Below are 16,918 nucleotides of genomic sequence, written 5' to 3' on the forward strand. Positions count from 1 at the left end.
AACGTGTACGAACAGGTCGTGCAAGCAGACCCGCAAGCCGTGTTTAGCGCTTGCTGTACTGCGGGGCCTTACGGGCCTTCTTGAGACCGGCCTTCTTGCGCTCGACCGCACGGTCGTCGCGGGAGAGGAAGCCGGCCTTCTTCAGCGTGGCGCGGTTGTTGTCCACGTCCGCCTCGTTGAGCGAGCGGGCCACACCGAGGCGCAGGGCGCCGGCCTGGCCGGAGACGCCGCCACCCGAGATACGGGCGATGACGTCGTAGCGGTTGTCGAGCTCGAGCACCTTGAAGGGCTCGTTGACTTCCTGCTGGTGCACCTTGTTGGGGAAGTAGTCCTCAAGGGTGCGACCGTTGATCTTCCACTTGCCGGTGCCCGGAACGATCCGGACGCGGGCGATGGCGTTCTTGCGACGGCCCAGGCCGGCCGCCGGCTGCGGGTCGCCGAAGCGGCCCGCGAGCGACTCGCTCGTGTACTCGCCCTCGACGGGGACCTCGGACTCGAAGGTGGTCACCTCGGCGAAGGTCTCTTCGCTCTCGGTGTCCGCCACGTCGGTGGGCGTCTCTGCAGTGGTCTCGGCCACGATTCTCCTCAGATCTTTCTGTACGTCTTAGGGGGTGGCCGGAACTACTGCGCGACCTGGGTGATCTCGAACGGGACAGGCTGCTGAGCAGCGTGCGGGTGCTGGTCTCCCGCGTAGATCTTCAGCTTCGAGAGCACCTGGCGACCCAGCGTGTTCTTGGGGATCATGCCCTTGATGGCCTTCTCGACGGCCTTCTCGGGGTTCTTCGCGAGCAGCTCGTCATAGCGGACGGAACGCAGACCACCCGGGTAACCGGAGTGGCGGTACGCCATCTTCTGGGTCTTCTTGTTGCCGGAGAGGTGAACCTTCTCGGCGTTGATGATGATGACGAAGTCGCCCATGTCCATGTGCGGGGCGTAAGTCGCCTTGTGCTTGCCCCGCAGGAGGATGGCGGCAGTCGTCGCCAGACGGCCCAGGACGATGTCCTGCGCGTCGATGATGTGCCACTGGCGAGTGACATCGCCGGGCTTGGGGCTGTACGTACGCACGTCGTAGCCTTCGCTTCTTCAGTGGATGGGGTCCAGACACATGGCACCGCTGAAGCGATCATGCAGCTGGGGCTCACAGTGCCGGGGACGCTGCCCGTATGCGAGCCACTGGTAACTGCTCCAGGGAACCTACGTAAGGGCCCTTCGCGTGAGAACGACGAAGCCAATACGTATAACAAAACCAAAGACTACCCGCCCCTCCCCGGATGGGTCAAAACAGCTCGTCCGGGCCCGACGAGGGCACAGCACCGGGCCTGCTGCCCCGGCCGCCGCACCCGTCACACCCACCGCACCATCCGCCCCGCCTACCGCTCCCGCTCCACCCTCCGCTCGTCCCACACCGGCTCCGCCGTCTCCCGTACGACCCCGTCCGAGCCGAACACCAGATAGCGGTCGAAGGACTTCGCGAACCAGCGGTCGTGGGTCACCGCGATCACCGTGCCCTCATAGGCCTCCAGGCCCTCCTGGAGGGCCTCGGCGGACTCCAGGTCGAGGTTGTCCGTCGGCTCGTCCAGGAGCAGCGCCGTGGTGCCCGCCAGCTCCAGGAGAAGGATCTGGAAACGGGCCTGCTGCCCACCGGAGAGCTTCTCGAAGTTCTGGTCGCCCTGGCGCTCCAGCTCGTAGCGGCGCAGTACGGACATGGCGGCGCCCCGGTCCTTGGCGTGCTCGGTCCACAGGATGTCCACCAGGGTCCGGCCCAGCAGCTCCGGGTGCGCATGGGTCTGGGCGAAGTGCCCGGGGACCACCCGGGCACCCAGCTTCCACAGACCGGTGTGCGAGACCGGGCCGTCGGCGAGCAGGCGCAGGAAGTGAGACTTGCCGGATCCGTTGGAGCCCAGCACCGCCACCCGCTCGCCGTAGAAGATCTCCAGCGAGAACGGCTTCATCAGACCGGTCAGCTCAAGGTTCTCGCAGGTCACCGCGCGCACCCCGGTGCGTCCGCCGCGCAGCCGCATGGTGATCTCCTGCTCACGGGGCGGCTCGGGCGGCGGTCCGGCGTCCTCGAACTTCTGGAAGCGGGTCTGCATCGCCCGGTAGCGGGACGCCATGTCGGGGCTGCTCGCCGCCTGGTTCCGCAGCCGCAGCACCAGCGCCTTCAGCCGGGCGTGCTCCTCGTCCCAGCGCCGCTTCAGCTCCTCGAAGCGGGCGAAGCGCTCCTTGCGGGCCGCGTGATAGGTGCCGAAGCCCCCGCCGTGCACCCAGACGTCCGAGCCGGCCGGGCTCGGTTCCACACTGACGATCTTCTCGGCCGCCCGGGACAGCAGCTCGCGGTCGTGCGAGACGAAGAGGACGGTCTTACGCGTCTCCCTCAGCCGGTCCTCGAGCCACCGCTTGCCCGGCACATCGAGGTAGTTGTCCGGCTCGTCCAGCAGCAGCACCTCGTCGGGGCCGCGCAGCAGCGCCTCCAGGACCAGGCGCTTCTGCTCGCCGCCCGACAGCGTCCGCACCTCGCGGAACTGGGCCTTCTCGTAAGGGATCCCGAGCGCCGCCATGGTGCACATGTCCCAGACGGTCTCGGCCTCGTATCCACGGGCCTCCGCCCAGTCGCTGAGCGCCTGGGCGTACCGCATCTGCGCGGCCTCGTCATCGACTGTCATGATCAGGTTCTCGGCGGCGTCCACCGCCTCCGCCGCCTCCCGGATGCGCGGCTGGGCGACCGACACCAGCAGGTCCCTGACCGTTCGTTCGTCACGCACGGAGCCGACGAACTGCCGCATCACGCCGAGCCCGCCGCTCACCGACACGGTCCCGCCGTGCGGCTGAAGCTCCCCCGCGATCAGCCGCAGCAGTGTCGTCTTGCCCGCGCCGTTCGCGCCCACCAGCGCCACCACGGCGCCCTCACCCACCCGGAACGAGGCGTCACCGAGCAGCACCCGCCCGTCCGGCAAGTAGTACTCAAGATGTCCTGCCTCAAGATGTCCCATGGGACGGATTGTCGCCCACACCCGCCGTGCGGGGACAACCGAATTCCGGCTCCCCCCGGGCACCGGCCACCTGCGGCCCGATTAGGATGCGCGCCATGAGCTTTGGGCAAGGGGGGCCCTCCTGGGGGCCGGGCGATTCACACACTCCGGACTGGGCGGCGCTCGCCGAGGCGGGCGCCGCGCGCAGCCGGCGCAGGAAGTTGATGTTCATCGGTGGCGGTGTGCTGGCGACCGCCGCGGTCGGCGCGATCGTGGCGACCGCCGTCGTGTCGGCGGGTCAGGGGTCCGATTCCGCGGACAAGAACGCCGGGCAGCTGCCGTCTCCGCAGGCGCTGCCCAGCAAGTCCGCCGAGCCCGCTCCGTCCTTCAGCACGAAAGCCCCGGCGCCCCCGCCCAACCCCAAGGACTTCATATCCAGCGCCGACAAGGACAGGGCGCCGCTCAACGCGGGCACCCTGTTCCCCGGCGCCAAGATGACGGCGGCCAACCGTTCGTACGCGAAGGGCGCCACTGCCCGCACCACGGCCTGCGCCGGCGTCACCCAGGGGGCCCTCGGCTCCGTCCTGGTGAACAACGGCTGCACGCAGGTCATCCGGGCCACATACAGCAGGAGCGGCGTCGCCGTCACCGTCGGTGTCGCGGTGTTCAGCACCGAGGCGCAGGCGCAGAAGGCCATGAAGCAGTCGTCGGGCGGAATCACCTCGCTCAACGGCGGAGGCGTCCCCACCTTCTGCCGGGCGCCCTCGGTCTGCCGCAGGACCGCCAACGCCTATGGCCGCTACGCCTACTTCACCGTCGGCGGCTTCAGCAGCGGGAAGAACGTCACCAAGACCGACGCCAACGTCTTCACGGCCGGCGACGATGTGGCCGAGTTCACTTTCCGGCAGATCGTCGCACGCGGCCAGGCGCAGGCTTCGGCCGCTGCCACCGCGCCGGCCGGCTGACACTCCGCATCACCGGCGCCGCAGCTGCCCCGGTGCCGCAGGGGCAGTCCCAGCGGCACCGGCCCGGCGCCCGGGTCCTGCGCGAGCGAGGGGCCGGGACGGGCCCCGGCACCCCTCTCAGCAGCAGCCCGCCCCCGGCAATGTCCGGATCCGGCGCGCCTGCCGGCTCCGCTCGGCGAGCAACTCGTCGGCGGGATAGCCGACTTCCTCCAGTGTCAGGCCGTGCGGGCGCACCACATGTACCCCGGGATCGCGGACGCCTGCGGCAAGCACCTCAGCCGGCCACTCCACCGGCCTGCGCCCGTCCCCGACGAACAGCAGCGCGCCGACCAGCGAGCGCACCATGTTGTGGCAGAAGGCGTCGGCCCGGACCGTCCCGGTGATGATGCCGTCCGCACCCCGCTCCCAGCTGAGCTGCTGGAGCGTGCGAATGGTGGTCGCGCCCTCGCGCTTCTTGCAGTACGCGGCGAAGTCGTGTTCGCCGAGCAGCGACCGTGCCGCCTCGTTCATCGCCCCGGCGTCCAACTCCCGTTCGTGCCACAGCACATGACCGCGCAGCAGCGGGTCGGCTCCGCCCGGGGTGTCGGTCACCCGGTAGGCGTACCGCCGCCAGACCGCCGCGAACCGGGCGTTGAACCCCGCGGGTGCCTCGGCCGCCCGCCACACCCGCACATCCCGGGGAAGCCGCCCCGCCAGCCGCCGCAGCAGCTTCTCCCGGTGCTCCTCCCACACCTCACGGGGCAGGTCGACCGTGGCGACCTGGCCCCGCGCGTGCACCCCGGCGTCGGTCCGCCCGGCGACGGTCAGGTCGTACGTCAGGGACGAGCGGGTCACCGTACGGATCGCCGACTCCAGCTCACCCTGGACGGTGCGCCGCTCGGTCTGCTTCGCCCAGCCCGAGAAGTCCTTCCCGTCGTACGACAGGTCCAGCCGCACCCGGACGAAACCGGGCTCCACCTCGTCACTCACCCGAGCATCCTCTCCACCGCGCCAGCCACACACCACACAGCAGAACGGGCCCGCACCACCCCGAGGGGAGATACGAGCCCGTCCAGCTGACTTCAGAACCGGGTTCAGGCGTCCTTGGACTCTTCGCCGGCCTCGACCGTCTTGGCGTCCTCGACCGGAGCATCGGTCTTGGCAGCCGCGTCCTTGGCGGAACGCTTGGTGGCGGCCTCGGCCTCACCGGTGGCCTGCTGCGCCACGGTCAGCGCCTCGACCAGCTCGATCACAGCCATCGGGGCGTTGTCGCCACGACGGTTGCCGATCTTGGTGATACGGGTGTAGCCACCGGGGCGGTTCTCGTACCGGGGGGCGATCTCGGTGAAGAGCGTGTGGACGACGCCCTTGTCCGTGATCGACTTCAGCACGAGGCGACGGTTGTGGATGTCGCCCTTCTTCGCCTTGGTGATGTAACGCTCCGCGACCGGACGCAGGCGGCGAGCCTTGGCCTCGGTCGTGGTGATGCGGCCGTGCTCGAACAGCGACTTCGCGAGGTTCGCGAGAAGCAGACGCTCGTGCGCGGCGCTGCCGCCCAGACGGGCACCCTTGGCAGGCTTCGGCATGTGTTTCTCCTTGTGATCTGCACCGGCCGTATCAGGTACCGGTGTCAGTTACCGACGGGTTAGTGCCCATCGGAAGTCATGTGCCGCGGAGCCGCGCGATCAGGCAGCAGCCCGGATCGCTCCCGGCCCGCGGTCGAGGCCGGAGCCTCACCCCGGTCGGGGCGCCCCGGTATCCCCGGGCGCCCCGACCGGAGGCGTGTCAGTACTGCTCGGTCTCGACGAAACCGGCGTCCGCGTCGTCGTCGGCGCCGAAGGCGTCGGCGGCGGCGGTCGGGTCGAATCCGGGCGGGCTGTCCTTGAGGGCCAGGCCCATGCCGGCCAGCTTCGCCTTGACCTCGTCGATCGACTTCGCACCGAAGTTGCGGATGTCGAGCAGGTCCGCCTCGGAACGCGCCACGAGCTCACCCACGGAGTGGATGCCCTCACGCTTGAGGCAGTTGTACGACCGAACGGTGAGCTCGAGCTCCTCGATCGGCAGGGCGAGATCGGCGGCGAGCGCGGCGTCCGTCGGGGACGGGCCCATGTCGATGCCCTCGGCGTCGATGTTGAGCTCGCGGGCCAGACCGAACAGCTCGACCAGGGTCTTTCCGGCCGACGCCATGGCGTCACGGGGACGCATGGCCTGCTTGGTCTCGACGTCGACGATCAGCTTGTCGAAGTCGGTGCGCTGCTCGACTCGGGTCGCCTCGACCTTGTAGGTGACCTTGAGGACCGGGCTGTAGATCGAGTCGACCGGGATGCGGCCGATCTCCTGGCCCAGCTGCTTGTTCTGCACGGCGGAGACGTAGCCGCGACCGCGCTCGACGGTCAGCTCCATCTCCAGCTTGCCCTTGCCGTTCAGCGTGGCGAGCACCAGGTCGGGGTTGTGCACCTCGACACCGGCCGGCGGGGCGATGTCGGCGGCGGTCACCAGGCCGGGACCCTGCTTGCGCAGGTACATCACGACCGGCTCGTCGTGCTCCGAGGAGACGACCAGCTGCTTGATGTTGAGGATGAGGTCGGTCACGTCCTCCTTGACGCCCGGCACGGTGGTGAACTCGTGCAGGACACCGTCGATGCGGATGCTGGTGACAGCGGCACCGGGGATGGAGGAGAGCAGCGTGCGGCGAAGAGAGTTGCCGAGGGTGTAGCCGAAGCCCGGCTCCAGCGGCTCGATGACGAACCGGGAGCGGTACTCATCGACGACCTCTTCGGTCAGCGAAGGGCGCTGAGCGATAAGCATGGTGATCCTTCAGTGTCGTGGGCGCCCACTATTTGACGCCCCCAAGTACTACAAGGGTACGGGCGGTACGGCGCCGAAGCACCGTACCGCCCGGGAGTCCAGCAATGTCGGCCCCGAGGGGTCAGACGCGGCGGCGCTTCGGAGGGCGGCAGCCGTTGTGCGGGGTGGGGGTGACGTCCTGGATCGAGCCGACCTCGAGGCCGGTGGCCTGGAGGGAGCGGATCGCGGTCTCGCGGCCGGAGCCGGGACCCTTGACGAAGACGTCGACCTTGCGCATGCCGTGCTCCTGCGCGCGACGGGCGGCCGACTCGGCGGCCATCTGTGCGGCGAAGGGGGTGGACTTGCGCGAGCCCTTGAAGCCGACGTGGCCGGCGGAGGCCCAGGAGATCACGTTGCCCGAGGGGTCCGTGATCGAGACGATGGTGTTGTTGAACGTGCTCTTGATGTGGGCGTGCCCGTGAGCGACGTTCTTCTTTTCCTTGCGGCGCACCTTCTTGGTGGCACCCTGACGGCCCTTAGGAGGCATGTCTTACTCCCGTTGGAGTGGAGGTGATCGGTCCCACAGCGAAGACCGCTGAACAGCGTCCCTAGCTGAGGACTACTTCTTGCCCGGCTTCTTCTTACCGGCGATCGCGCGACGCGGGCCCTTGCGGGTACGAGCGTTCGTGCTGGTGCGCTGACCGTGGACCGGGAGCCCACGACGGTGACGCAGACCCTGGTAGCAGCCGATCTCGACCTTGCGGCGGATGTCGGCCTGGATCTCGCGGCGGAGGTCACCCTCGGTGCGGAGGTTGGCGTCCACGTACTCGCGGATCTTGACCAGGTCCTCTTCGGCCAGGTCACGAACGCGGGTGTTGGGGTCAACACCGGTGGCGGCCAGGGCCTCCTTGGACCGGGTGCGCCCGATGCCGAAGACGTAGGTGAGGGCAACCTCCACGCGCTTTTCGCGCGGGATGTCAACACCTGAAACGCGTGCCATTCAATGGCTCCTGTTGATATCGGGGGTCTTCCACAAAGCCTTTCCCAGACGAAAGTGCCTACAGGTGCGTAGGCACGATTCCAGGTCCCCGGCCCCCGCCGGAGGTGTCGCCCGCTGTGTCAGCTGGACGGGCTCTGCGTATGTACGTATTTACGTGCGTCGCGCGAAGAACTGCGAGGTGCAGGTCGTGCTTCAGCCCTGGCGCTGCTTGTGGCGCAGGTTGTCGCAGATGACCATGACCCGACCGTGACGGCGGATCACCTTGCACTTGTCGCAGATCTTCTTGACGCTCGGCTTGACCTTCATGGGATGTCAGGTTCTCCGGGTCGGTGCCATCACGCCGCCGTGAAGCGGAATGCGGGCAAGATCTACTTGTAGCGGTAGACGATCCGACCACGCGTCAGGTCGTAAGGAGACAGCTCCACGACGACCCGGTCATCCGGGAGGATGCGGATGTAGTGCATACGCATCTTGCCGCTGATGTGCGCTAGGACCTTGTGACCGTTCTGAAGTTCCACCTTGAACATGGCGTTCGGGAGGGACTCGATCACGGTGCCCTCGATTTCGATGGCACCTTGCTTCTTGGCCACGCTTCGCCCTTCGAATCGGCTACCTTGATCAGCTCCGTGCAGCACGCATGCAGACATGCGGGTACACCGGAGCCGACGAGTCAGTCTACGTCAGGGCATCCGGAAAGACGAATCGAGGGAGAATGCCCGGCTGCGGAGATCTTTATGCACGGGTGTCGAGGGGATCCGGGGCCGTGGTGACTCCCAGCTCGGCCAGCTTCGCCTTGCCGCCGTCCGGGGCGGTGAGCACGATCAGCCCCTCATCGGTGAGTGCGATCGAGTGCTCCCAGTGCGAGGACCAGGTCCCGTCCGTGGTGATGACGGTCCAGTCGTCGTCGAGCACCTCGGTGCGGGGCGTGCCGAGCGAGACCATCGGCTCGATGGCCAGGCAGAAGCCGGGCACCAGCTTCGGATTGTGCCGGCCGACGAGGCGGCGCTTGTCGACGTAGTTCAGCAGATGCGGGTCCATGTGCATCTCGGAGCCGATGCCGTGGCCGCCGTAGTCCTCGATGATCCCGTACTTGCCGGAGGCCGGGCGGGGCTGGCGCCGGATGTAGCCCTCGATCGCCCTGGAGACCTCGGTGAGCCGGCCGCCCTTCTTCATCGCGGCGATACCCGCCCACATCGACTCCTCGGTCACCCGGGAGAGCTCGACCAGCTCCGGTGCGTGCCCGGTGCCGACGAAGGCGGTGTAGGCGGCGTCGCCGTGCCAGCCGTCGATGATCGCTCCGCAGTCGATCGAGATGATGTCGCCGTCCTTGAGGACGGTCTTCTCGTCGGGGATGCCGTGGACCACGACCTCGTTCACCGAGGTGCAGATGGTGGCGGGGAAACCGCCGTACCCGAGGAAGTTCGGCTGGGCGCCGTGGTCGGCGAGCACCTTGCGTGCCACCTGGTCCAGATCGTGCGTGGTGGCGCCGGGCACAGCGGCCTCACGGGTCGCTGCGTGGATCGCGGCGACGACCAGTCCCGCCTCACGCATCTTCGCGATCTGCTCGGGAGTCTTGATCTCCACCATCGAAATTGCCTTCCGCATCGAACCGGTTCTGTGTGCTCAACAGTACGGCCGCGGCGTCCTGGGGACACCGCGGCCGTATGCATACGTACTGTGCGTCAGGCCTGTCCGGCCCTGAGGGCCTCCATGGCCCGCTCGGTCACCTCGGTGACCTTGCCGAGCGCGGAGATCGTGACCACCAGGCCCTGGGCCTTGTAGTGGTCGATGATCGGCTCGGTCTCGGCGTGGTAGACCTCCAGGCGGCGGCGGACCGTCTCCTCGGTGTCGTCACCGCGCTGGTAGAGCTCGCCCCCACAGGTGTCGCAGACGCCCTGCTGCTTCGGCGCGCTGTACTCCACGTGGAAGACGTGGCTCGAGTCGTTGCGGCAGATCCGCCGGCCGGCGATCCGCTTCACGACCTCGTCCTCGGGGACCTCGAGGTCCAGCACCGCGTCCAGCTTCTGTCCGTCGGCCTTCAGCGCCTCGTCGAGCGCCTGGGCCTGCGGGACGTTCCGCGGAAAGCCGTCGAGGAGGAAACCCCCCTCGGCGTCGGGCTGGGACATGCGGTCCTGCGCCATCCCGATGGTGACCTCGTCGGGCACCAGGTTGCCGGCGTCCATGAACGCCTTGGCCTGCTTGCCCAGCTCCGTGCCCTGACTGATGTTGGCACGGAAGAGGTCGCCCGTGGAGATGTGCGGGATCGCCAGGTTCTTGGCAAGGTACGCAGCCTGCGTGCCCTTGCCCGCCCCGGGCGGTCCGACGAGGACGATACGCATCAGCGGAGGAACCCTTCGTAATTACGCTGCTGGAGCTGGCTCTCGATCTGCTTCACGGTCTCCAGACCCACACCCACGATGATCAGGATGCTCGTCCCGCCGAACGGGAAGTTCTGGTTCGCGCCGAAGCCCACCAACGCCATCGTTGGGACAAGAGCGATAACACCCAGATACAGCGACCCCGGCCAGGTGATCCGATTGAGCACGTAGCTCAGGTACTCAGCGGTCGGTCGGCCAGCCCGGATGCCCGGGATGAAGCCACCATACTTCTTCATGTTGTCGGCGACTTCCTCGGGGTTGAACGAGATCGCCACATAGAAGAAGGCGAAGAAGACGATCAACAGGAAGTACGTGACGATGTAAGCAGGGTGGTCACCCTTGACCAGATTGTCCTTCACCCAGGTCGCCCAGCCGGCGGTGGAACCGCTGAACTGGACGATCAGACCGGGGATGTAGAGCAGCGACGACGCGAAGATGACCGGGATCACACCCGCCTGGTTGACCTTGAGCGGGATGTACGTGGACGTACCCCCGTAGGCCCGGCGGCCGATCATGCGCTTCGCGTACTGGACGGGGATCCTGCGCTGGGCCTGCTCGACGAAGACGACGAGGCCGACCATGGCCAGACCCACGATGATCACGGCGCCGAACTCGATCCAGCCGCCGGCGAGCTTGCCCTGCTGCTTGACGGCCCACAGCGCGCCGGGGAAGCCGGCCGCGATCGAGACGAACATCAGGATCGACATGCCGTTGCCGATGCCGCGGTCGGTCACGAGCTCACCGAGCCACATGACCACACAGGTGCCCGCGGTCATGCAGATGACCATGGTGACCGTGATGAAGATCGACTGGTCCGGCACGATCTGGTTGGCTACGGGGCAGTTGCCGAACAGCGCGCCGGTACGGGCGGTCGCCACCAGGCCGGTGCCCTGAAGGATGGCGAGCGCCACGGTCAGGTAACGCGTGTACTGCGTCACCTTCGCCGTACCCGACTGCCCCTCCTTCTTCAGGGCTTCCAGCCGTGGGATCACCACGGTCAGCAGCTGCAGGATGATGCTCGCCGTGATGTACGGCATGATGCCGAGCGCGAAGATGGTGATCTGCAACAGTGCGCCACCACTGAACATGTTGACCAGCCCGAACAGACCCTGGTTGGTCTTCGTCTGGTCCATACACGTCTGGACGTTCGTGTAGTCCACGCCCGGGATCGGGACATGCGTCCCGAGCCGGTAGATCACGATGATGGCGAGTGTGAACAGCAGCTTCTTGCGCAGGTCGGGCGTCTTGAACGCTCGGGCGAACGCGGTGAGCACGGTGCCTCCTGCGACCCCGGCGCGTCTGCGTCAAGGGTGACGGTCTTGAGGATCGATGAATTCGTATCAGTCAAAAGCCGTGCGGCTGTGCCGCACGGATACAGACAGTGGACGCCACCATACCGGCGACCCTGCCCCCCTAGGAACGACCAACCGGGGATGCCCTTTCAAAAGGACATCCCCGGTTGGGTGTTCAGGCCATCGAGTCGTCTCAGACGAGCTCGGTGACGGTGCCGCCGGCAGCGGCAATCTTCTCCTTGGCGGAGCCGGAGACGGCGTCAACCGAAACCGTCAGCGCCACCGAGATCTCGCCCTGGCCCAGGACCTTGACGAGGCTGTTCTTGCGAACCGCACCCTTGGCGACCAGATCGGCCACCGTGACCTCTCCACCCTGCGGGTAGAGGTCGGCGAGCTTGTCCAGGTTCACGACCTGGAACTCGGTGCGGAACGGGTTCTTGAAGCCCTTGAGCTTCGGCAGGCGCATGTGGAGGGGCATCTGGCCACCCTCGAAGCGCTGCGGAACCTGGTAACGGGCCTTGGTGCCCTTGGTACCACGACCTGCGGTCTTACCCTTGGACGCCTCACCACGACCCACACGGGTCTTGGCGGTCTTGGCGCCCGGGGCGGGCCGGAGGTTGTGGACCTTCAGCGGGTTGTTCTCCGCCATGTCAGTCGACCTCCTCAACCGTCACGAGGTGGCGGACGGTGTGAACCATTCCGCGGAACTCGGGGCGGTCCTCCTTGACAACCACGTCGTGCAGGCGCTTGAGCCCGAGCGAACGCAGGGTGTCGCGGTGGTTCTGCTTGCTACCGATGTACGACTTCGTCTGCGTGATCTTGAGCTGTGCCATTACGCACCAGCCCCGGCACGCGCACGGAGCAGAGCCGCGGGAGCAACGTCCTCGAGGGGCAGACCACGGCGAGCCGCGATCTCCTCGGGGCGCTGCAGACCCTGCAGGGCTGCCACGGTCGCGTGCACGATGTTGATCGCGTTCGACGAGCCGAGCGACTTCGACAGAATGTCGTGGACGCCGGCGCACTCGAGCACGGCACGCACCGGACCACCGGCGATAACGCCGGTACCGGGGGAAGCAGGCTTGAGCAGGACAACGCCCGCAGCCTTCTCGCCCGTGATCGGGTGAGGAATCGTGCCCTGGATACGCGGAACCTTGAAGAAGCTCTTCTTGGCCTCTTCAACGCCCTTGGCGATGGCCGCGGGAACTTCCTTGGCCTTGCCGTATCCGACACCTACGGTGCCGTCACCGTCGCCCACCACGACCAGCGCGGTGAAGCTGAAACGACGACCACCCTTGACAACCTTGGCAACGCGGTTGATCGCGACTACGCGCTCAACGTAAGCGGTCTTCTCGGCGGCAGCGCCACCGTCGCGACCCTTCCGGTCCCGCCGCTCGCCGCCACCGGCACCGCTTCCGCGGCGCTGGGGTCCAGCCATTGGATTTACCTCTCTCTGTTACGTCCGTTAGTCCCGGAACCGGGGCCTAGAACTTCAGCCCGGCTTCGCGGGCGGCGTCAGCCAGAGCGGCAATGCGCCCGGCGTACCTGTTGCCACCACGGTCGAACACGACAGCCTCGACACCCGCGGCCTTCGCGCGCTCTGCGACGAGCGCGCCGACCTGCTGTGCCTGGGCGCTCTTGTCGCCCTCGCCACCACGGATCGAGGTGTCCAGGGTCGACGCCGAAGCGAGCGTGTGGCCCGCGATGTCGTCGATGACCTGCGCAACGATGTTGCGGTTGGAACGCGTCACGACCAGGCGCGGACGCTCCGGCGTACCGGAGACGTGCTTGCGGACGCGGACGTGGCGGCGCTTGATGGCAGCGCGCTTGTACGCGTCGCCCTTGGCGATCTTCACACCGTATGCCATGGCTTACTTACCCGCCTTTCCGACCTTGCGGCGGATAACCTCGCCGGCGTACTTGACGCCCTTGGCCTTGTACGGGTCGGGCTTCCGCAGCTTGCGGATGTTAGCGGCGACCTCGCCGACCTTCTGCTTGTCGATGCCCTCGACGCTGAGCTTCGTGGGCGACTCGACCTTGAAGGTGATGCCCTCGGGGGCCTCAACGATGATCGGGTGGCTGTAGCCCAGGGCGAACTCCAGGTTGGAGCCCTTCGCCTGGACGCGGTAACCGACTCCGCTGATCTCGAGCGCCTTGACGTAACCCGTGGTCACGCCGGTGATCATGTTCGCCACCAGCGTGCGGGACAGGCCGTGAAGGGCCTTGTTCTGACGCTCGTCGTTCGGACGCACGACGTTCAGAACGCCGTCCTCGCCCTTGGTGACCTCGATCGGCGCGGCAACGGTGTGCGTGAGGGAACCCTTGGGGCCCTTCACCGCAACCGTGCGGCCGTCGATGGTGACGTCCACACCGGCGGGAACCTGGATGGGGAGCTTGCCGATTCGCGACATTAGCTTTTCCTCCGTTCCCGACTACCAGACGTAGGCGAGGACTTCCCCACCTACGCCCTTCTTGCTTGCCTGCTGGCCGGTCAGGAGACCGTGGGACGTGGAGATGATCGCCACGCCCAGGCCGCCGAGAACCTTCGGCAGGCTGGTGGACTTCGCGTACACACGCAGACCCGGCTTCGAGATCCGCTTGATGCCGGCGATCGAGCGCTCGCGGTTCGGGCCGAACTTCAGCTCGAGAACGAGGTTCTTGCCGACCTCGGCGTCCTCGGTCTTCCAGCCGGTGATGAAGCCCTCCTGCTGGAGGATCTCCGCGATGTGCGACTTGATCTTGCTGTGCGGCATCACGACGGAGTCGTGGTACGCCGAGTTTGCGTTGCGCAGACGCGTGAGCATGTCTGCGATGGGATCAGTCATGGTCATGAATTGGCCTTCGGCCTCTCTCGCCGGGGTTTCCTGTATGCGCCATCCCTCTCCCCACTCAGTGGCGGGACGGGTGCGGTGCGGGGACCTACGGCGTAGTAAGTCGGTCTCGGGCGGCAGACGCCCAACCCTGCAAGCCTACGGCATGCGGGGGTGGGCCTCTGCCGACCAGATACTTACCGAGAGTCCTGGCTGGTTCCGATCAGGTCCGCGGGCCTCAACGGCCTGCGGGTGAAGGGAATTACCAGGAGCTCTTGGTCACGCCCGGCAGCTCGCCACGGTGAGCCATCTCACGAAGGCACACGCGGCACAGGCCGAACTTGCGGTAGACGGAGTGGGGCCGGCCGCAGCGCTGGCAACGGGTGTACCCGCGGACGCCGAACTTCGGCTTACGGGCGGCCTTAGCGATCAGAGACTTCTTCGCCACGGTCAGTTCTCCTTGAACGGGAAGCCGAGGTGACGAAGGAGGGCACGACCCTCGTCGTCATTGGTCGCCGTGGTGACCACGGTGATGTCCATGCCCCGGACCCGGTCGATCTTGTCCTGGTCGATCTCGTGGAACATGACCTGCTCCGTGAGACCGAAGGTGTAGTTGCCACGGCCGTCGAACTGCTTCGGCGACAGGCCACGGAAGTCACGGATACGCGGAAGCGCGAGCGACAGCGTACGGTCCAGGAACTCCCACATGCGGTCACCGCGGAGGGTGACGTGGCAGCCGATCGGCTGCCCCTCGCGCAGCTTGAACTGCGCGATCGACTTGCGGGCCTTGGTCACGGCCGGCTTCTGGCCGGTGATCGTGGTGAGGTCCTTGATGGCACCGTCGATCAGCTTGGAGTCGCGGGCGGCGTCGCCCACACCCATGTTGACCACGATCTTTACGAGACCGGGAATCTGCATGACGTTCTCGTAGGAGAACTCCTCACGCAGCTTGCCGGCGATTTCCTCGCGGTAGCGCGTCTTGAGACGCGGCGCAGTGGTGGCAGTCATCAGATGTCCTCACCAGTCCGCTTGGCAACGCGGATCTTGTTGCCCTCGTCATCGAAGCGGTAACCGACGCGGGTGACGACCTTCTTGCCGTCCTTCTCCACAACCAGCTGAACGTTGCTGACGTGGACAGGGGCTTCGGTCGTCACGATGCCACCGGTCTGCGAACCGCGAGCGGTCTGACCGGCCTTGGTGTGCTTCTTGACCCGGTTGACACCCTCGACGAGGACACGGTTCTGCGTGGGGTAGGCAACGATGACCTTGCCCTGCTTGCCGCGGTCCTTACCGGTGATGACCTGAACCAGGTCGCCCTTCTTGATCTTCATGCTTACAGCACCTCCGGCGCGAGCGAGATGATCTTCATGAACTTCTTCTCGCGCAGCTCACGGCCCACCGGGCCGAAGATACGGGTGCCGCGGGGGTCGCCGTCGTTCTTCAGAATGACGGCGGCGTTCTCGTCGAAGCGGATGTACGAGCCGTCCTGACGACGACGCTCCTTGACGGTGCGAACGATGACCGCCTTGACGACGTCACCCTTCTTCACGTTGCCGCCGGGGATCGCGTCCTTGACGGTGGCGACGATGACATCACCGATACCCGCGTAGCGGCGACCCGAGCCACCGAGAACACGAATGGTGAGAATTTCCTTCGCACCCGTGTTGTCGGCGACGCGAAGTCGCGACTCCTGCTGGATCACGTCTATCTCCTGATCGTCTGCCGGTTCCCGGCCGGGGCTCCGCTGTTACCAGCGGAGCCCCCACCGAGCCTGGCGGAACTGACCTGAGCGATGAGCTCAGGGGTTATTACTTGGCCTTCTCGAGGATCTCGACGATGCGCCAGCGCTTCGTCGCGGAAAGCGGCCGCGTCTCCATGATGACAACACGGTCGCCCACGCCTGCGGCGTTGGCCTCGTCATGCGCCTTGAGCTTGTTCGTACGGCGGATGACCTTGCCGTACAGGGCGTGCTTGACGCGGTCCTCGACAGCGACGACGACGGTCTTGTCCATCTTGTCGCTGACGACGAGACCCTCACGGGTCTTGCGGAAACCGCGCTGCTCAGTCGTCTCAGTCACATTCTTCTCGCTCATCAGGCGCTCTCCACCGTCTCGATGCCCAGCTCGCGCTCACGCATCAGGGTGTAGATCCGGGCGATGTCCTTACGGACGGACTTGAGCCGACCGTGATTCTCGAGCTGCCCGGTCGCCGCCTGGAAGCGGAGGTTGAACAGCTCTTCCTTGGCCTCACGGAGCTTCGCGACGAGATCCTCGTCGTTCAGCTCACGCAGCTCGGTCGCCTTGGTACCGGCCGCCATCACGACTCACCTGCCTCGCGCCGCACAATGCGGCACTTCATCGGAAGCTTGTGGGCGGCGCGGGTGAGCGCCTCCTTAGCGACCTTCTCGTTCGGGTAGGACAGCTCGAACATCACCCGACCGGGCTTGACGTTCGCGATCCACCACTCGGGGGAACCCTTACCGGAACCCATGCGGGTCTCAGCAGGCTTCTTGGTGAGCGGACGGTCCGGGTAGATGTTGATCCAGACCTTGCCGCCACGCTTGATGTGGCGGGTCATCGCGATACGAGCAGCTTCGATCTGACGGTTCGTCACGTACGCCGGCGTCAGAGCCTGGATGCCGTACTCACCGAATGCGACCTCAGTGCCACCCTTCGCCATACCGCTGCGCTTGGGGTGGTGCTGCTTGCGGTGCTTGACCCTACGAGGGATCAGCATGTCGG

The 16,918-nt window shown here is 66.6% G+C and carries 27 protein-coding genes; 1 reads left to right on the forward strand and 26 read right to left on the reverse strand.

The features are described from left to right. Window positions 1-43: 43 nt before the first annotated feature. From rpsI to OHS16_RS12100, 3 genes are all read right to left on the reverse strand, one after another. Window positions 44-577, reverse strand: coding sequence for a 30S ribosomal protein S9 (rpsI, locus tag OHS16_RS12090; RefSeq protein ID WP_443042601.1), 534 nt, complete (start codon window positions 575-577; stop codon window positions 44-46). A 44-nt stretch (window positions 578-621) separates the two neighbouring features. Next, window positions 622-1,065 carry a 50S ribosomal protein L13 gene (gene rplM / locus OHS16_RS12095; RefSeq protein WP_328537205.1) on the reverse strand — a complete coding sequence of 148 codons (444 nt, stop codon included), beginning with the start codon at window positions 1,063-1,065 and terminating at the stop codon, window positions 622-624. A gap of 305 nt (window positions 1,066-1,370) precedes the next feature. Further along, window positions 1,371-2,990, reverse strand: coding sequence for an ABC-F family ATP-binding cassette domain-containing protein (locus OHS16_RS12100; RefSeq protein ID WP_328537206.1), 1,620 nt, complete (start codon window positions 2,988-2,990; stop codon window positions 1,371-1,373). Between the two features lie 95 nt (window positions 2,991-3,085). Here OHS16_RS12100 and OHS16_RS12105 point away from each other — a divergent pair, with 95 nt between their 5' ends. Continuing rightward, the gene (locus tag OHS16_RS12105) at window positions 3,086-3,934 is read left to right on the forward strand and encodes a hypothetical protein (RefSeq protein WP_328537207.1); all 849 of its coding nucleotides are present in this window, start codon (window positions 3,086-3,088) and stop codon (window positions 3,932-3,934) included. 117 nt (window positions 3,935-4,051) lie between these two features. Here OHS16_RS12105 and truA read toward each other — a convergent pair whose 3' ends face one another. The 23 genes from truA to rplP all read right to left on the reverse strand — a co-directional run bounded on the left by truA (window position 4,052) and on the right by rplP (window position 16,913). Then, window positions 4,052-4,903: a tRNA pseudouridine(38-40) synthase TruA gene (gene truA, locus OHS16_RS12110; protein WP_328537208.1), complete on the reverse strand. Its 852-nt coding sequence runs from the start codon at window positions 4,901-4,903 to the stop codon at window positions 4,052-4,054. A 104-nt stretch (window positions 4,904-5,007) separates the two neighbouring features. Continuing rightward, window positions 5,008-5,499: a 50S ribosomal protein L17 gene (rplQ, locus tag OHS16_RS12115; RefSeq protein ID WP_328537209.1), complete on the reverse strand. Its 492-nt coding sequence runs from the start codon at window positions 5,497-5,499 to the stop codon at window positions 5,008-5,010. Window positions 5,500-5,698: 199 nt separating this feature from the next. Further along, complete coding sequence (locus OHS16_RS12120; RefSeq protein WP_010473911.1) at window positions 5,699-6,721, reverse strand: DNA-directed RNA polymerase subunit alpha; 1,023 nt, start codon at window positions 6,719-6,721, stop codon at window positions 5,699-5,701. 121 nt (window positions 6,722-6,842) lie between these two features. Further along, complete coding sequence (gene rpsK / locus OHS16_RS12125; protein ID WP_125496499.1) at window positions 6,843-7,247, reverse strand: 30S ribosomal protein S11; 405 nt, start codon at window positions 7,245-7,247, stop codon at window positions 6,843-6,845. 72 nt (window positions 7,248-7,319) lie between these two features. Beyond that, on the reverse strand, window positions 7,320-7,700 hold the full coding sequence (gene rpsM / locus OHS16_RS12130) for a 30S ribosomal protein S13 (RefSeq protein WP_164264459.1): 381 nt from the start codon (window positions 7,698-7,700) through the stop codon (window positions 7,320-7,322). 192 nt (window positions 7,701-7,892) lie between these two features. Further along, entirely contained in the window at window positions 7,893-8,006 is a 114-nt protein-coding gene (rpmJ, locus tag OHS16_RS12135) for a 50S ribosomal protein L36 (RefSeq protein WP_003956441.1), read from the reverse strand. 62 nt (window positions 8,007-8,068) lie between these two features. Beyond that, window positions 8,069-8,290 carry a translation initiation factor IF-1 gene (gene infA / locus OHS16_RS12140; protein ID WP_003956442.1) on the reverse strand — a complete coding sequence of 74 codons (222 nt, stop codon included), beginning with the start codon at window positions 8,288-8,290 and terminating at the stop codon, window positions 8,069-8,071. 142 nt (window positions 8,291-8,432) lie between these two features. Continuing rightward, on the reverse strand, window positions 8,433-9,287 hold the full coding sequence (gene map / locus OHS16_RS12145; RefSeq protein WP_328540815.1) for a type I methionyl aminopeptidase: 855 nt from the start codon (window positions 9,285-9,287) through the stop codon (window positions 8,433-8,435). Window positions 9,288-9,382: 95 nt separating this feature from the next. Further along, window positions 9,383-10,039, reverse strand: coding sequence for an adenylate kinase (locus OHS16_RS12150; protein ID WP_328537210.1), 657 nt, complete (start codon window positions 10,037-10,039; stop codon window positions 9,383-9,385). Then, window positions 10,039-11,352, reverse strand: a complete 1,314-nt coding sequence (gene secY / locus OHS16_RS12155; RefSeq protein WP_328537211.1) for a preprotein translocase subunit SecY — start codon at window positions 11,350-11,352, stop codon at window positions 10,039-10,041. The genes OHS16_RS12150 and secY overlap by 1 nt, the downstream gene beginning before the upstream one ends. A 211-nt stretch (window positions 11,353-11,563) precedes the next feature. Beyond that, the gene (gene rplO / locus OHS16_RS12160) at window positions 11,564-12,019 is read right to left on the reverse strand and encodes a 50S ribosomal protein L15 (protein WP_328537212.1); all 456 of its coding nucleotides are present in this window, start codon (window positions 12,017-12,019) and stop codon (window positions 11,564-11,566) included. Window position 12,020: 1 nt separating this feature from the next. Continuing rightward, complete coding sequence (gene rpmD / locus OHS16_RS12165) at window positions 12,021-12,203, reverse strand: 50S ribosomal protein L30 (RefSeq protein WP_328537213.1); 183 nt, start codon at window positions 12,201-12,203, stop codon at window positions 12,021-12,023. Continuing rightward, entirely contained in the window at window positions 12,203-12,805 is a 603-nt protein-coding gene (gene rpsE / locus OHS16_RS12170) for a 30S ribosomal protein S5 (protein ID WP_097866720.1), read from the reverse strand. Before rpsE ends, rpmD begins: the two co-directional genes overlap by 1 nt. 46 nt (window positions 12,806-12,851) lie before the next feature. Then, complete coding sequence (gene rplR / locus OHS16_RS12175) at window positions 12,852-13,235, reverse strand: 50S ribosomal protein L18 (protein WP_164264454.1); 384 nt, start codon at window positions 13,233-13,235, stop codon at window positions 12,852-12,854. 3 nt (window positions 13,236-13,238) lie between these two features. Then, entirely contained in the window at window positions 13,239-13,778 is a 540-nt protein-coding gene (gene rplF, locus OHS16_RS12180; RefSeq protein ID WP_328537214.1) for a 50S ribosomal protein L6, read from the reverse strand. Window positions 13,779-13,799: 21 nt separating this feature from the next. Further along, window positions 13,800-14,198 carry a 30S ribosomal protein S8 gene (gene rpsH / locus OHS16_RS12185; protein WP_328537215.1) on the reverse strand — a complete coding sequence of 133 codons (399 nt, stop codon included), beginning with the start codon at window positions 14,196-14,198 and terminating at the stop codon, window positions 13,800-13,802. A 241-nt stretch (window positions 14,199-14,439) separates the two neighbouring features. Further along, on the reverse strand, window positions 14,440-14,625 hold the full coding sequence (locus tag OHS16_RS12190) for a type Z 30S ribosomal protein S14 (RefSeq protein ID WP_024491590.1): 186 nt from the start codon (window positions 14,623-14,625) through the stop codon (window positions 14,440-14,442). 2 nt (window positions 14,626-14,627) lie between these two features. Next, complete coding sequence (gene rplE / locus OHS16_RS12195) at window positions 14,628-15,185, reverse strand: 50S ribosomal protein L5 (RefSeq protein WP_164264451.1); 558 nt, start codon at window positions 15,183-15,185, stop codon at window positions 14,628-14,630. Further along, window positions 15,185-15,508, reverse strand: a complete 324-nt coding sequence (gene rplX, locus OHS16_RS12200; RefSeq protein WP_164264450.1) for a 50S ribosomal protein L24 — start codon at window positions 15,506-15,508, stop codon at window positions 15,185-15,187. Before rplX ends, rplE begins: the two co-directional genes overlap by 1 nt. Before the next feature lie 2 nt (window positions 15,509-15,510). Then, window positions 15,511-15,879, reverse strand: a complete 369-nt coding sequence (rplN, locus tag OHS16_RS12205) for a 50S ribosomal protein L14 (RefSeq protein WP_003966950.1) — start codon at window positions 15,877-15,879, stop codon at window positions 15,511-15,513. Window positions 15,880-15,985: 106 nt separating this feature from the next. Next, complete coding sequence (gene rpsQ, locus OHS16_RS12210) at window positions 15,986-16,270, reverse strand: 30S ribosomal protein S17 (RefSeq protein WP_250299290.1); 285 nt, start codon at window positions 16,268-16,270, stop codon at window positions 15,986-15,988. After that, a complete protein-coding gene (gene rpmC, locus OHS16_RS12215; protein WP_028812369.1) occupies window positions 16,270-16,494 on the reverse strand; it encodes a 50S ribosomal protein L29 in 225 nt (74 codons plus the stop codon). The genes rpsQ and rpmC overlap by 1 nt, the downstream gene beginning before the upstream one ends. After that, window positions 16,494-16,913, reverse strand: coding sequence for a 50S ribosomal protein L16 (gene rplP, locus OHS16_RS12220; protein WP_164264448.1), 420 nt, complete (start codon window positions 16,911-16,913; stop codon window positions 16,494-16,496). The genes rpmC and rplP overlap by 1 nt, the downstream gene beginning before the upstream one ends. Between the last annotated feature and the right edge of the window lie 5 nt (window positions 16,914-16,918).

Origin of the sequence: Streptomyces sp. NBC_00344 (genome assembly GCF_036088315.1) — a bacterium.
Lineage (GTDB): Bacteria > Actinomycetota > Actinomycetes > Streptomycetales > Streptomycetaceae > Streptomyces.

Coding starts and splice junctions, on each gene's coding strand:
- OHS16_RS12100 (WP_328537206.1), bottom strand. CDS start 2,990: ATGGGACATCTTGAGGCAGGACATCTTGAGTACTACTTGCCGGACGGG.
- OHS16_RS12105 (WP_328537207.1), top strand. CDS start 3,086: ATGAGCTTTGGGCAAGGGGGGCCCTCCTGGGGGCCGGGCGATTCACAC.
- rplQ (WP_328537209.1), bottom strand. CDS start 5,499: ATGCCGAAGCCTGCCAAGGGTGCCCGTCTGGGCGGCAGCGCCGCGCAC.
- OHS16_RS12120 (WP_010473911.1), bottom strand. CDS start 6,721: ATGCTTATCGCTCAGCGCCCTTCGCTGACCGAAGAGGTCGTCGATGAG.
- rpsK (WP_125496499.1), bottom strand. CDS start 7,247: ATGCCTCCTAAGGGCCGTCAGGGTGCCACCAAGAAGGTGCGCCGCAAG.
- rpsM (WP_164264459.1), bottom strand. CDS start 7,700: ATGGCACGCGTTTCAGGTGTTGACATCCCGCGCGAAAAGCGCGTGGAG.
- rpmJ (WP_003956441.1), bottom strand. CDS start 8,006: ATGAAGGTCAAGCCGAGCGTCAAGAAGATCTGCGACAAGTGCAAGGTG.
- map (WP_328540815.1), bottom strand. CDS start 9,287: ATGGTGGAGATCAAGACTCCCGAGCAGATCGCGAAGATGCGTGAGGCG.
- OHS16_RS12150 (WP_328537210.1), bottom strand. CDS start 10,039: ATGCGTATCGTCCTCGTCGGACCGCCCGGGGCGGGCAAGGGCACGCAG.
- rplO (WP_328537212.1), bottom strand. CDS start 12,019: ATGGCGGAGAACAACCCGCTGAAGGTCCACAACCTCCGGCCCGCCCCG.
- rpmD (WP_328537213.1), bottom strand. CDS start 12,203: ATGGCACAGCTCAAGATCACGCAGACGAAGTCGTACATCGGTAGCAAG.
- rpsE (WP_097866720.1), bottom strand. CDS start 12,805: ATGGCTGGACCCCAGCGCCGCGGAAGCGGTGCCGGTGGCGGCGAGCGG.
- rplR (WP_164264454.1), bottom strand. CDS start 13,235: ATGGCATACGGTGTGAAGATCGCCAAGGGCGACGCGTACAAGCGCGCT.
- rplF (WP_328537214.1), bottom strand. CDS start 13,778: ATGTCGCGAATCGGCAAGCTCCCCATCCAGGTTCCCGCCGGTGTGGAC.
- rpsH (WP_328537215.1), bottom strand. CDS start 14,198: ATGACCATGACTGATCCCATCGCAGACATGCTCACGCGTCTGCGCAAC.
- rplE (WP_164264451.1), bottom strand. CDS start 15,185: ATGACTGCCACCACTGCGCCGCGTCTCAAGACGCGCTACCGCGAGGAA.
- rplX (WP_164264450.1), bottom strand. CDS start 15,508: ATGAAGATCAAGAAGGGCGACCTGGTTCAGGTCATCACCGGTAAGGAC.
- rpsQ (WP_250299290.1), bottom strand. CDS start 16,270: ATGAGCGAGAAGAATGTGACTGAGACGACTGAGCAGCGCGGTTTCCGC.
- rpmC (WP_028812369.1), bottom strand. CDS start 16,494: ATGGCGGCCGGTACCAAGGCGACCGAGCTGCGTGAGCTGAACGACGAG.
- rplP (WP_164264448.1), bottom strand. CDS start 16,913: ATGCTGATCCCTCGTAGGGTCAAGCACCGCAAGCAGCACCACCCCAAG.